Origin of the sequence: Tenggerimyces flavus (assembly GCF_016907715.1) — a bacterium.
In the GTDB taxonomy this organism is placed as follows: Bacteria; Actinomycetota; Actinomycetes; order Propionibacteriales; family Actinopolymorphaceae; genus Tenggerimyces; species Tenggerimyces flavus.
Genome location: NZ_JAFBCM010000001.1, coordinates 1,764,410 through 1,777,097, shown reverse-complemented (window position 1 = coordinate 1,777,097; position 12,688 = coordinate 1,764,410). Strand labels below are relative to the sequence as shown.

General features: G+C 63.4%; 8 protein-coding genes, 2 tRNA genes and 1 pseudogene. 6 read left to right on the top strand and 5 right to left on the bottom strand.

Annotated features, from left to right (window positions below; all coding sequences use genetic code 11):
- Positions 1-271 precede the first annotated feature (271 nt).
- Positions 272-1,141, top strand: a complete 870-nt coding sequence (locus JOD67_RS08175) for a phosphotransferase family protein (RefSeq protein ID WP_205116741.1) — start codon at positions 272-274, stop codon at positions 1,139-1,141.
- 72 nt (positions 1,142-1,213) lie between these two features.
- On the opposite strand, the gene JOD67_RS08170 is transcribed toward JOD67_RS08175, so the two are convergent.
- Positions 1,214-2,416 (bottom strand): MFS transporter, encoded by a 1,203-nt coding sequence (locus JOD67_RS08170; RefSeq protein ID WP_205116740.1) that lies wholly within the window; start codon positions 2,414-2,416, stop codon positions 1,214-1,216.
- Positions 2,417-2,563: 147 nt separating this feature from the next.
- Between JOD67_RS08170 and JOD67_RS08165 the strand changes: the two genes are divergently transcribed.
- Positions 2,564-2,878 (top strand): hypothetical protein, encoded by a 315-nt coding sequence (locus JOD67_RS08165; RefSeq protein WP_205116738.1) that lies wholly within the window; start codon positions 2,564-2,566, stop codon positions 2,876-2,878.
- Between the two features lie 669 nt (positions 2,879-3,547).
- Here the strand turns inward: JOD67_RS08165 and JOD67_RS08160 are convergent.
- Positions 3,548-6,781 carry a DEAD/DEAH box helicase gene (locus JOD67_RS08160; RefSeq protein ID WP_205116736.1) on the bottom strand — a complete coding sequence of 1,078 codons (3,234 nt, stop codon included), beginning with the start codon at positions 6,779-6,781 and terminating at the stop codon, positions 3,548-3,550.
- A gap of 1,068 nt (positions 6,782-7,849) precedes the next feature.
- On the opposite strand from JOD67_RS08160, the pseudogene JOD67_RS41770 reads away from it, so the two are divergent.
- Positions 7,850-8,611: pseudogene (locus JOD67_RS41770) on the top strand (replication initiator); the annotation flags it as partial.
- Position 8,612: 1 nt separating this feature from the next.
- Here JOD67_RS41770 and JOD67_RS08150 read toward each other — a convergent pair.
- Positions 8,613-8,783: a hypothetical protein gene (locus JOD67_RS08150; protein WP_205116732.1), complete on the bottom strand. Its 171-nt coding sequence runs from the start codon at positions 8,781-8,783 to the stop codon at positions 8,613-8,615.
- Between JOD67_RS08150 and JOD67_RS08145 the strand changes: the two genes are divergently transcribed.
- Together JOD67_RS08145 and JOD67_RS08140 are read left to right on the top strand one after the other, a co-directional pair.
- Positions 8,782-8,964 (top strand): helix-turn-helix domain-containing protein, encoded by a 183-nt coding sequence (locus JOD67_RS08145; RefSeq protein ID WP_205116730.1) that lies wholly within the window; start codon positions 8,782-8,784, stop codon positions 8,962-8,964. The two genes, JOD67_RS08150 and JOD67_RS08145, sit on opposite strands and share 2 nt — an antisense overlap.
- On the top strand, positions 8,961-10,184 hold the full coding sequence (locus tag JOD67_RS08140; protein WP_205116727.1) for a site-specific integrase: 1,224 nt from the start codon (positions 8,961-8,963) through the stop codon (positions 10,182-10,184). The genes JOD67_RS08145 and JOD67_RS08140 overlap by 4 nt, the downstream gene beginning before the upstream one ends.
- A 90-nt stretch (positions 10,185-10,274) precedes the next feature.
- Here JOD67_RS08140 and JOD67_RS08135 read toward each other — a convergent pair.
- Both JOD67_RS08135 and JOD67_RS08130 read right to left on the bottom strand, forming a co-directional pair.
- Positions 10,275-10,348 (bottom strand) — tRNA-Phe (locus JOD67_RS08135).
- Positions 10,349-10,376: 28 nt separating this feature from the next.
- Positions 10,377-10,450, bottom strand: a tRNA-Asp gene (locus JOD67_RS08130).
- Between the two features lie 872 nt (positions 10,451-11,322).
- Here JOD67_RS08130 and JOD67_RS08125 point away from each other — a divergent pair.
- Positions 11,323-12,681 carry a spherulation-specific family 4 protein gene (locus JOD67_RS08125; RefSeq protein ID WP_205116725.1) on the top strand — a complete coding sequence of 453 codons (1,359 nt, stop codon included), beginning with the start codon at positions 11,323-11,325 and terminating at the stop codon, positions 12,679-12,681.
- Positions 12,682-12,688: the final 7 nt, after the last annotated feature.

Genomic DNA, 12,688 nt, shown 5'->3' with positions numbered 1-12,688 from the left:
CCGGTCGCCTCGCCGATACGTTCGTCCAGCCTTGACGAGTCGGTCCATCCGCGCTTCTCGATGCTCACGGTTTCGAGATCGACTTCCCTTGGTCGGACCACTAGGGACCGAGTGCTCCGTCTCGTAGTAGTCGGTGTCGAGTGCCTCCTGTATCAGGTGCAGCCCAATGGCTCTCGTCAAGGCGGCGACGCTCCGAGAGATGGCCGGGGATCCACTTGTGGGTCCCCGTACCGGCTAGCTTGCACCCCCGTAGTTTTCTAGGCTCGTGGCCATGTCCGATCCAAACGAGCAGGTTCTGCGGTGGGCCGAACGAACGCTTGGCGGCGGTGCCCGGGTCGTCGCCTGGGAAGCACTGAAGCTACAGGACACGCAAAAGACCTGGCTGCTGCGCGTCGAACAAGGGCATGCGTCCACGAGTTTGGTCCTGAAGACCAGTCCGTTGGGGTGGGACGCTGGCGTAGCCGTGGAGAAGGCGGTGCTGCCCCTGCTCGAGGAGTTGGGCGTTCCGGCGCCGCGGTTGCTCGGCGTCGACCTCACCGGGCATGCTGGCGTGCTGGCTGTCTTGTCGACAGTCGTTCCGGGTAGCAGTGGTCGTCCAGCGAACGCGCCGCTGCAGCGGCTGCGCGGTTTGGGAGCGGCCGCCGCTCGACTCCACGCGATCCCGTTACATCCACGCTCAGACCTACCGCACCGCGACCGCCCAGTTGCCTACGACCCCTATGTTGCCGAGCGGCGCGAGGGCAAGGCACCAACCTCGTCGCTCCTCGACGAAGCAGACCACGTCGTCAGCAACGTGGTCGTCCCGCCGGCGGACACGGTGCTCGTACACGGCGACTACCACCTGGCAAACACGATGTGGTCCGACGACACCTTCGTCGGATACATCGACTGGGACACAGCCGGCGTTGGCCAGCCCGGCATCGACCTGGGCTGGGCCCGGTTCGACGCCGCGTTGTTCTACTCACAGCAGGCTGCTGATGAGATTCTGCGCGGCTGGATGGAAGAGACGGGCTACGAACCCGCCGGGGTGGCCTACTGGGACGCGATCGCCGCGTTGCAGAGTCCCGCCGACCTGGGCGAACTCAGCCCGCAACGTGACGCTTTCCTCCTGTCGGCACTCCAAAGACTTGAACGCTGCTGAGACCAGGTTCGGTTGCGGAGTTAACCCGTCGCAGCTGAGTCCCGGCGTCCGGGGGCTGCCCACCGGCTCTCGTCAGGTGGTCCGACTGCTGCTCGGTAGGTCGCGGAGGTGTTGCAGCGGCGAGGCCGCGATGAGGATCGCGAGGGGTAGGAGGGCGACCATGGTGATCCACATGGTGGATCTGACTCCGAGCCAGCTGGCGAGCGTCCCGCCGAGAATCCCGCCGAGAACGCTGCCGGCGTATTGCAGTGTCCGCGCGACCGATGCGACGCGTCCAAGGAGTTCGGCCGGGCAGATCGAAAGGAGATAGCTGAACGGGATGATGTTGGTCACGGTGAGGCCGGCCCCGAGCACGGCCGCTCCGACGATGTAAGCGGTCAGGCCCCAGCCCGGCTGGGTCAACGGGATGAGCAGCCCAAGGGGGAAGCTGATCGTCACCGCCAGACGCAGTGTGCGGGCGGGGCCCAGGCGCTGGCTGAGCCGTGGTGCGAGCAGCGCACCGAGGAACCCGCCCGCACCTCCGACGGCGAGGAGTCCACCGACAGCTCCGGGTGGGAGGCCCACTGTGCGGACGAGGAAGAGCACGAGCAGGGTCTGGTGTGCGGCCATGACCAGTGCGCCGAAGGCGAAGAAGGCGACGAATGCGGCGGCGAGGGGGTGCTGGGTGAGGAACCTGGCCCCCTCGCCGAGCTCCCGGAACAGATGGATCCTTCGCTGGCGCGGTGGGTTGGGCTCCTTGGCTCGGATCGCTGCGAGGCACGCCGCGGAGAGAAGGTAGCTGGCGGCATCTGCCACTAACGCGAGCGCTGCGCTCATCAGCTGAACGAGGAGCCCGCCTAGCCCTGGTCCTGCGATGCCGATCACGGTGTTGGTGGCCTCGAGTTTGCTGTTGCCGTCGACCAGCCGGTCCCGGTCGATCAGGAACGGCAGGTAGGCAGTCCAGCCGAGACCGAACAGCATCGTCAGAACGCCAGTCGCCGCCGCCACGACGTACAGCGTCCACAAGTGCAGAACGCCGAGAGCCGCAACGAGCGGAACGGCCGCCAAGATCAGTGCCCGACCCACGTCCGCGGCCACCAGCAAGGGCCGGCGTCGTATCCGGTCGACCAGCACACCGGCCGGCAGGCCCAGCGCCAGTTGCGGAAGCCACGTCATCGTCGTCAGCAACCCGATCTCCAACGGCGAAGCGTGCAGGTCATAGATCGCGATCATCGGCAGCGCGATACCGGTCACGGCAGTTCCCGCGAGACTCACGGCGTTGGCCGCCCAGAGCATCCGGAAATCGCGACCCAGCCCGTCACTGCGATCACGGCGGCCAGAAGGCATCTGGTGAGCCTCATGCACCACGCTCACCGCGGTCGATACCTCTCTGCCAACGGCAGAGCGAACCCGTCGACTCCCGCCTGGGCAATACTGCTCGCCATGTGGGCAGTCATTGGAGTGTGGGACATCGATCCGGAGCTCATCGAGGGCTTGCGTGAGCAGTTGTCCCTGATGGCGTCGAGCAAAATCGCGTTGCCCGGCTTCGTGCATGGCACCTGGACCCGCGAGGGCCACATGATTCAGGTGTACGCCGACGAGGCGAGCGCACGTGGTTACCACCGGGACATGATCGACCAGGGTGCGGTCGACCGACCCGGCGTACGCAACATCGTCTGGGACGTTGCCGAGGTCGGCGCCGAGTCCGACACCACCGGCTGGACTGACCGCGACGGACACCGCCACACCCCGGCTTAGGCACCCGCGCGAACAGCGGGCGGTCGATTGCGCTCTTTCACGGGGTCCGGCGGTCACTCGCGTTCGGTGATATCGCCAGGTCAACGAGGTGGGCAGGGGCGGGGTCGAACCGCCGACCTTCCGCTTTCAGGTCTGGTTCATGATCATCCGTTTCGTTATCTGCACTCTCGGGGCGACTCTCGCCGGCTCGTCAGGCCTGCCCCGGCTCCGGTCGGTTGCTGTACGCGCTGCTGTACGGCCGCGGGAGCACGGAGGCGGCGAGGGTTTGGCCGGTGTCCTGGCTTGGGCCGGGAGGTCGGGGACCCGTAGCCTGCCCGGGCTCGGCGGGCGGCTCGCCGCCTGCCCGCAACCACCCGCCGTGGGTCCCTGGCCTTCAGGCCCCGCTCCAAGCGAGGTGGCTAAACCCTCGGCGCCGCCCTAGCGGCGCCACCCTGCGGCACCGTGAGGGTCGTCCATCCATGTCGATGGCGGCCCTCATCATCGCGCCCAGCCGCGCCAGGCCGACCGGCGCACCCTCAGGCGCAGAGGGAGGCCTGGCGCTACCCAGGCGGGCGCGGCGGCCCGGGTCGGGCCGCCCTTGAAGACGTAGGGAAACTCATCACCGCAAGGTGACTGGCGTCGGATCACACCGATGGTACGGAAGTGACGGCAATCTCGGAAACCGTAGAACTAGCGCGAGCCGTCCATTATTTCCCAGACCGCTTGGTAAGCATTCCCGGCATCGCCAAGAAACCTGACCCAATCGCTCTGGCTCAAGCGCGACAATCTCTCGCGAATCTCACCTATTTGTAGTTCGCTGTCATCGCGTACACCGGTCATCATCTGTTCGGAGTGCATGGCGGCTGCCAACTGCGACGCCGCTGATCGCGGAACCCCAAGAAGACGCATCGCAATCGATGCCTCGTCGTTTACCCCATAGAATACAAAAGAAGGGACGTTTCTCAGGGAGCGTTGTTCCTCAGGTGGCAGGTCATCGAATACGCCTGCGAGGGTCATTGCTTGCATTGCTGAGAGCCCCCACGCGATTGTAGGAGCAATGTCTCCGAACAGCCTTTGACAGCATCTCGTTACGGCCACAAGCTGGTTGTCACCAGGTCGCCGGAAGTAGTCATCGGCGATATCCGTCACCGCTCTGCCGTTTACCCAGTCACTTACTACGTTGGCAATGTACGTTCCGCCCGCGTCTCCGTGCTCTATTGCAAGTTCCAGGAGGTTCTCACGGAGTTCCGGAACCTGAAGCATCACGCCGACAAGATCCGATAGAGGTCGATGCTCGCCTGCGAAGATGTCCTCGGACCATATGTCTCGATCAAGTCTTCGCTCCGAAAGCCGCCCAAGTGTGGCTGACACGCTCTCCCACGAGAAACCGGTACTGTCGACTAGCGATAGGGGGCGACCCGTGAGTCGTTCAGTGTATGAACGGACCGCCTCAATCAGCGTGTTGGCTGCTATTGGATCTACTCTTCGCAGCTCCTGATATCCAAAGGAGCCTCTAAGGATCTGGTCGATCTCGCTGGCAAATTCGCGGTGACTGGGAAACTGTCGATACGTGTGCGCCAGAAACTGAGCAAACGCTGACCAGCCTTCTTGATACGTCAGCGTGTGGAGGGCCAATTGCCCAGATGTTTCGATCGCCTCCTGTACTAACGAAACGAGGGTCGAGTTTAGATCTAGAACGCTTCGTTCAACGAAGGTCCGAAGCTTGTCCGCTCGTTCGGCATCGGGAGCCGCAAGCGCTACGAGGCCCACCTCTCCCTGATCGACGCGCCCCGCCCTACCTGCAAGATTCCAGAAGTCTGCGGTAGGTATATCTACACCGTAAGGAAACTGATGAGATGCGAGAACGACATTTGCTACAGGAAAGTTGACGCCCTGAGCGATTGTTGTCGTTGCGACAAGATGATTAATGTCGCCACGCTCAACGAGATATTCAATTACGGTTCGAACCTCGTCGGGCAGCCCGCCGTGGTGGAGGCCGATCCCACGATCGAGGAGGTCTAGGAGGGGAAAGTTTGCTCCGAACTCTGCTGCTACAACTGTCTTTATAGCATCCAGCTCGGCTGAGCGCGCGGAAAGGGGAGGAGTCGTATCCCCTAATTTCTGCGCCAACGCCCACGCATATGACGGTCTCTGTGCAAGCGTAATCGTCGTTCCGCGACCAGCTAGAATAGCGGAGGTGGCCGCAGCAAGGGAGCCTGGAGAACCGGCATCAGAGTACGTCTGGTGAAGAGGCCTATTTCCGCCCACGGGTAGCGCGTCAGCAACGCCAAGAGTGCTACGGCTGGTGACAAGGGTTTCTAGCTCAACATGATAGTCGCCGCGCTTTCCCCCACGTTGTCGGTGCGCCAGCGCAATGATTCGGTCGTTTGGCGTCCAGTCAATTGTCATACCGATTGCTTGGTTACTTGCTGGGTCCAGCCAGGCCGCGATCTGCTGCGCGTTCCGAATGAAAGGCGTCAGTAGAATGAACGCTGCATCTTGCGCTTCTCGGTTAATCGTCGCCAGAAGTAGTTCCAGACGTATTCCGCGGGTCGGTGTCGACAAGTTGTGCGCTTCATCTACGACGACAAGGCAGAGGGGTCGGCCTATTCTCTCTTCCCATCCGGTTCTCAGTAGAAGGTCGAGTTTCTCTGGAGTCGAGACTACAATCTGAAATTGGCGATCCGGATCGTCTTCACTAAAAATTCCTGCTTCTAGGCCGTCGACTTCCAGGGCTGGGCTCACGCGTTCAACCCTTATTCCGAGACTGCCGAGGTCCTGACGCAGCCGTCGCGTTACTTGATTGACAAGGGCGCGGGTTGGAGCAAGATACGCGACCCAACCTCCCTGTTCCCGGTAGGCGCTTAGCGCCTGTAAGATGCGGAATTCGGCTATTAGAGTCTTGCCGGCGCTGGTGGGAAGGCTAACGACTACGCTGCGAAATGACGACCGGATTAGCCCTTGCTCCGCTAGTGCGTGTCGCTGTGGCGGTAAGGCTTCGAAAATTGGCCGCCCCCGCCCACGCCCTATTAGGGCTGCAACGAATTCGGACGTGCGAGGGCTAACTGCACGTGCGACGGTCCACAAACTGTTGTCGACGATTTGCTCTGACGTTGGGCGCAGAAGCCGGATGAGTTCTTCTAGCTCGATATCTTGCGAGCTAGAAGCGGCATCAATTGCGCGATCGAAGTGCCCCTGTAGGCGCTCTCGAATATCGAAGCGAGTATTACCACCTTCGGTGGTGATCTTACCCTCCGCCAGGTACTCCGCCATCAATTCGCCCGCCTTTAGCAGGTGATATGAAGCAACAAGCTCGAACGCCCCAGTGCGCGCCATGTCACCGAGGTTGTTGAGATAAGCGCGCTCTAGCTCATCCTGGCTGGATCGCAGCCCTGCTAAACGCTGAGCCAACAGATCGATGTCGCTCCAGCCATTCTTTCTCAAAATGATCAGCCAGACGTCGATAACGCCTTCTCGTACTATGTCGCCCCAAGAGTTAGAAGTCGTTGCTAATGGCGAAATAGCCTCATCGACGAGTAGTCGAGTGGCCAGAGTGGGTTCGTCTGCAAGCCAGCCCAAGCATGCGGTGCGGAGAAGTGCGATTCGTCGCGTATCCGCGGGTACCTCATCTAGTTGTGTTCGAGCTAGAGCGAACGCTTGGGCACAGAGCTGTCGAGTTTGAGGGTTTGCGCGGTCGGAAGAAACGATTGCATCCCAGGCAACGAGATCGAGACTGCGGCTGACAAATGTCAGACTTGATGAGTCCTCCGCTGCTGTGCGTTGCGAGGGCACGTCGCTCACAGCGCCGTCGGGAGCCTCAACCGAGCGTAGCGCTTCACGCACGATTCGGCGTTTTGCCTCGTGGTCCGCCCGCTGGATCGAACCGGCATCGAGTGATCCTTCGAGCCATGAGAGGTCAGTCATCTGCTGATGTCACCGGCCCTCCCACCTGTTCGTGCCACGTGCTCATTGGCAGCGGAACATACCAGGCCACGAGCATAGCTCGTGTCGGCGCACTGGTGACTGTGGATAACGCGGTAGCTCGGGCCTTGAGATCATTCTCATGAGGGGTTGTGTCACGCACCAAGCATCCGACGAGCGCTAGGTCGCGCCCCTCTGACTCGACGTAGCGCCTGGCCGCGCGCTTGTAAAGGTCGAGATGTGCGTCTGAGGTGCACCGAACCCTGAGCCAGCGAAGGAGCGTGAAGTGATTTAGGGATCTATCGCAAAGGCCTTCTAGCTGGTGGATCATGCCTGTTCTGCTGTACATCACCTGCGGAGGATTCCTGGCGTCTGATGAGGTCTTCACTTCACCGAAGAGAATAGCCACCCCCCGCTCGTCGACAATCATGCCAACGATATCAGCGCCCGGGAGGCTCGCGTGACGTGTTCGGCGGTCGCGACCGCTATTCCAAACCCATATCGCTCCATGCCATTCTTGGAGTAACGTTTCCGCTAGAGCTTCGCCGAGTTCCCAAGGTAGGGGAATCGATTCATTCTCGATTGCCTCCCGTAGCGCGACCACTTGCATGTCAGTAGTCGCTAGCGAATGGAGCTCCCTTACGACTCGGAGAGTCTGCTCTGCGTCATATGCACGTTCCCTCCAGGCGTAGAGAACGCCCTTTACCAGGTCTTCAGTGAGTTCGACGCCGGACCAAGTGACCGAGTCGACTTGTCCTCCGTACCGCTCCACGCCTTTTTGGAGTGGTCCCGATGAGGCGCCTTGGGAGGTGTCCCCGGCGTTCCCCATCGCGGCTTGGCCCCTTGTAGAGTCGGTAGGCAGATACTCGTTGTTTCAGTATCTTGCTTCGGGCCTCCGTCTGTCTGGGGATTGCCTGAACTCGTCGTGAAGGGGCGGCGCGTGCCCGATCAGGCGGCGGTTAGGTCAGGCACTCGCGGGGATTCCAAGGGTCGGGTCATCCGAAGAGGCCGCACCACGATCACCGCGAACCGGCTCCTCAAGGCCCACGCCGTGAAGCACGGCGATACCGGCCGGGTGCGACTCTCTCGTTCGGCAAGGTCGCCGAGTTCCAACGACGCGGCATCGCCCACTTCCACGTCCTGGTCCGCTTTGACGGCATCGACCCCGACGATCCCGATGCCGTGATCGCTGAACCGGAAGGGCGAACATCTTCGAACTCACCGCCCTGCTCCGCGGCGCCGCAGAGACGATTACTTTCCACACGCCGCCGCTGCGCATCGAGAACCACCTCCGAGAGGTCCTCATCGACCAACCCGACGGCTGGCCGATGAGCTTGGGGCACCCAACTCGACATCCGCCCGGTCCGAGTCCGCGGCAGCGACCCACTTAGCGACGAACGAGTTACCGCCGAGCTGGACCAGAAGACGAGACGACGTCGCATCCTCTCCGGGCAAGCCGTCGCCGGCTACCTCGCCAAGTACGCGACCAAGGCAACGGAGACGACCGGTCATCTCTCCCGCCGGCTCGACCAGACCACCGTCGGCTTCTACGCCACCGACACCCACACCGGCCGCCTCGTCGACGCCTGCTGGCGCCTGGGTCACCGCGGCTTGCTCACCACTACCGAGTACGCCAAGCACCCTTACGCACGGCTTCGCCGTTGGGCACACATGCCCGGCTACGGCGGCCACTTCTTCACCAAGAGCCGCCGCTACTCCACGACCTTCGGCCAGCTCCGCCGCGCTCGCATCGACTGGCGACGCTCCCACCACCGCACGATCGAGCACCAGGTCGACGACGAAGACCAAGCGCTCGAACCGCAGCCGAGCTGACCTACGCCGGAAGCGGCTGGCTCACCTCCGGCGACGCCATGCTCGCCAACACCACCGCCGCCCTCGCCCGTGAGCACAGCCGCGTCGCCCGAGAGGAGATCAGCAGCCCCGCTTGACGCATTGGTGTCAAGAGGATCGGCAGGACCTCAATGTAGAAAGGAGAAACGCTCATGGACAAGCTCTTGTTGACGACGACGGAAGCCGCCCAGCGCCTAGGTATCGGTCGGTCTGCGCTCTACGACTTGATCCGAACGCGGCGGCTACGAACCGTCAAGATCGGGGCTCGACGGCTCGTACCTGTCGACGCCCTGCCCGAAGTGATAGCCGTTCTCGTCGAGGAGACCGCCGCATGACTCGACGACGCAAGATCGGACGTAAGCGCCCGAACGGGAATGGCACGGTCTACCAGCGCAAGGACGGACGCTGGGTCGGGCGGGCGTACCTCCTCATGGGCGACGGGACGACGCAGCGAAGGGACTTCTACGCCGACACCGAGGCCAAAGTCCGCGGCAAGCTCGTGGATGCACTGAGCCGCTCCCAGCAAGACGTACCCGCTGAGGCAACCGGTTGGACGTTGGCGCTGTTCCTGGCGTACTGGCTGGAGCACATCGTTCGACCGGCACGGAAGCCGAAGACGCATCATGGCTACGAGGTGATCGTTCGCGTCTACCTGGTGCCGCAGCTGGGCAGGAAGAAGCTGCACAAACTCTCCGCGCCAGACGTCCGGCACTTCCTCACTCGAATGCGGAACACCTGTCCGTGCTGCCTGCATGGACTCGACGAGCGCCGTCCCGAAGGTCAGCGACGGTGCTGTGCTTTACGACCGAAGAACTGTTGCCAGTTCCCATCTGATCGACTCGTACAGCAAGCCCACGCGGTATTGCGCAACGCGTTGCAGGCCGCCGTCCGCGAGGAACTGCTCGCCAGGAATGTGGCCAAGCTCGTGCAGGTCTCCGGCCCGAGCTACGAGATCAACCGCTGGTTGAACGTTGAGCAGGCGCGGAAGTTTCGGGCCACTGCCAGCGAGGACCGGCTAGAGGCGCTCTACGTGCTCGCGCTCTACCTCGGCCTGCGCCGAGGCAAGCTGCTCGGACTCAGATGGGACGACATCGGTCTAGACGCTGGGGCCTTGGAGGTCCGAAGGACCCTGCAACGCGTCGGCTCACGCCTCCAACCGGTGACGCCGAAGACTCGGTCCTCCCGTAGAACTGTCCCGCTGATCGGCCTCTGCCACGACGCGTTGGTCTCGCACAAGGAACGACAGGCTCAGGAACGCGCTGAGGCCGGGTCGAGCTGGGAGTCGACCGGCTACGTCTTCACCTCGCGTCGAGGTACTCCCATCGAGCCGGACAACCTGCGTCGGAGCTGGTACCCGCTCCGCGATGCCGCTGGGCTCGGTCCGATCCGGTTTCATGATCTACGGCACAGCTGCGTGACCCTGCTACTTGATCTTGGCGTGCCGCCGCACGTGGTCCGAGACATCGTCGGACACGCCGACATCGAGGTCACGATGACGATCTACGCCCACGCCTCAATGACGGAGAAGCGGGAAGCCCCTGAGGAAGCTCGATGAGCGTCTTCGCTATGCCGGTTGGCGTCACGGTTGGCGTCAAACGATCTTGGAAGCAGCAACGCCGATGGCGTTTGCGCTGGTCAGATGAGGTGGGCAGGGGCGGGGTCGAACCGCCGACCTTCCGCTTTTCAGGCGGACGCTCGTACCAACTGAGCTACCTGCCCTCGGCAGGCCGGCGAACCGGCCACCCAGCGACCCCGACCGGACTCGAACCGGCGACCTTCGCCGTGACAGGGCGACGCGCTAACCAACTGCGCTACGGGGCCATTGTGAAGCAACTGCGACGATGCATCGTATCGCACCGCACACACATCGCCCCACACCAGGTCAGTCAGACCAACCCAGGAGGGGCGAACGCCACTATAGCCGCCCCGCGGGCCGAAGCACTACGCGGTTCCGACAGCTACCGTGGCCCGCGATGAACCGAGCCCGAGCCCAGGCGTTCGACCACCGGTGGCTGGGACCGGTCTACGCAGTCACGGCGTCGCCCCAAAGCGCAGGTCCCGGGCCGAAGCACTACGCGGTTCCGACAGCTACCGTGGCCCGCGATGAACCGAGCCCGAGCCCAGGCGTTCGACCACCGGTGGCTGGGACCGGTCTACGCAGTCACGGCGTCGCCCCAAAGCGCAGGTCCCGGGCCGGACGTACTGCGTCGGAGCCGCCCGCCGGATCCCCTAGGGCATCACCAGGTACGGCGCGGAGTTCGAAGGCGCCACGTTCGGCTGGGCACTCGGACCGCGGACGATGTTCTGGCAAGACCCAACACGAGTTCACGGGTCGAACGGCTGAGATTCACCCGCAGAACGCCAGAAATCCACGCGCCCATGCACGGTCACGCCAGACGTAGAACTGCCCACGCCCTCTGACCTGCGGACCAGCAAATCGCCCAGGGCGAGTACGAACGTTCCGCCTCCTGGCCACGCAAAAAGCTGGCAAAGTGAAACGTGCGTGCCCAGTGAGCCCGGGAAGCCTGCTGGGCGCGCTCCATTACCTATGAGGGGGAAGAATGCGGTTTCGCGCCATTCGAGCGTTGACGATCGGCGCCCTCACGATCACCGCCGGGCTGGTGTGGACCATCCCGACTACTGCACAATCTGAGATCGACAAAGAATCCGAAATACTCCCAGGACGGCCACAGGTGTCGATTGCCCAGCAACTCGCCGTTCCGACGTACTTTCCGCCAAGAGACGAAACCGTCGCGTACTGGGACAAGCTCACGAAGTCCGGCAAGAACGTCAGCATCGCGATCGCGAACCCGTTCAACGGCCCGCACGACCTCGTGGATCCCAACTACACAAGGGTGATCAAGGCCGCCGTCGACTCGGGCATCACCATGCTCGGGTACGTCGACATCGGCTACTTCGGCACGACCGGCCACACCACGCGGCTCGGCGCGACCGACCCCGACGCGTGGCTTGCCCAGGCTCAGCAGGACGTCAACGCCTGGTACGAGCTGTACGGCGACGCGGGCATTGGCGGCATCTTCTTCGACCAGGTCACCAACCAGTGCGGCACGGACAACGAATACGTCCACCGCATCTCGATGCTGAACGCGTATCTCAAAGAGCTCCACATCGACGCGATCTCGGTGACGAACCAGGGCACCGGCATGGACGAGTGTTACCGCGACTCGGCCGACATTCTGCTCGCGTTCGAAGGCACCCTCACCACGTACCGCGAATGGGAACCGCCCGCGTGGACGCTCGAAGAGGACCCGCACAAGTTCTGGCACCTGATCTACGACACGCAGACCGAGGCCGAACTGACCGAGGCGATCATCCTGTCCAAGGTCCGGAACGCCGGGTACGTCTACGTCACCCCGGGCGTCATGCCCAACCCGTGGAACCTGCTGCCGAGCGACGGGTACTGGGGGAAGCACATCGAGCTGCTCGAGCCGTGGCGGCGCGACCGCACCCCGCCGTCGGAGCCGAACGGGCTCCGCTGGGTCGGCCGCACGTCGACGACGATCACACTCGCCTGGGACAAGGTGCCGAGCCGGCACGGCGTTGTGGCTTACGACGTGTACGACGACGGCCTGCGCGTCGCGACGGCGAGCAAGGGCGCGACGTCCGCGGTGGTGCGGGACCTCGAGGCGGACAGCCGGCACGAGTTCACCGTGCGGGCGCGCGACGCGGCGGGCAACCGTTCCGGCGCGACCGACGAGCTCCGCGTGTCGACGCTCGACTCCGACCGCCGCCGCCCGCAGGCGCCGACGGGACTCTCGGGCATCGCCTCGACACCGACGAGCGTCTGGCTCACCTGGGTGCCAGCGGTCGATCCGGACGGCGAGGTCGCGAAGTACGACGTCTACCGCGACGGCAAGCGCATCCTCAGCCTCCCGCCGGCAACCGTGTCGATCGCGATCGGCGCCCTGAAGTCGGCGACGACGTACGAGTTCCACCTCGTCGCCCGCGACCAGAGCGGCAACGCCTCGCCTGCCTCTGCCAAGGTCAGCTTGACGACGCCACCCGACCCGCAGACACCGCCAACGCCATAAGCAGGTT

Coding starts and splice junctions, on each gene's coding strand:
- JOD67_RS08165 (WP_205116738.1), top strand. CDS start 2,564: ATGTGGGCAGTCATTGGAGTGTGGGACATCGATCCGGAGCTCATCGAG.
- JOD67_RS08145 (WP_205116730.1), top strand. CDS start 8,782: ATGGACAAGCTCTTGTTGACGACGACGGAAGCCGCCCAGCGCCTAGGT.
- JOD67_RS08160 (WP_205116736.1), bottom strand. CDS start 6,781: ATGACTGACCTCTCATGGCTCGAAGGATCACTCGATGCCGGTTCGATC.
- JOD67_RS08175 (WP_205116741.1), top strand. CDS start 272: ATGTCCGATCCAAACGAGCAGGTTCTGCGGTGGGCCGAACGAACGCTT.
- JOD67_RS08150 (WP_205116732.1), bottom strand. CDS start 8,783: ATGAGCGTTTCTCCTTTCTACATTGAGGTCCTGCCGATCCTCTTGACA.
- JOD67_RS08170 (WP_205116740.1), bottom strand. CDS start 2,416: ATGCTCTGGGCGGCCAACGCCGTGAGTCTCGCGGGAACTGCCGTGACC.
- JOD67_RS08140 (WP_205116727.1), top strand. CDS start 8,961: ATGACTCGACGACGCAAGATCGGACGTAAGCGCCCGAACGGGAATGGC.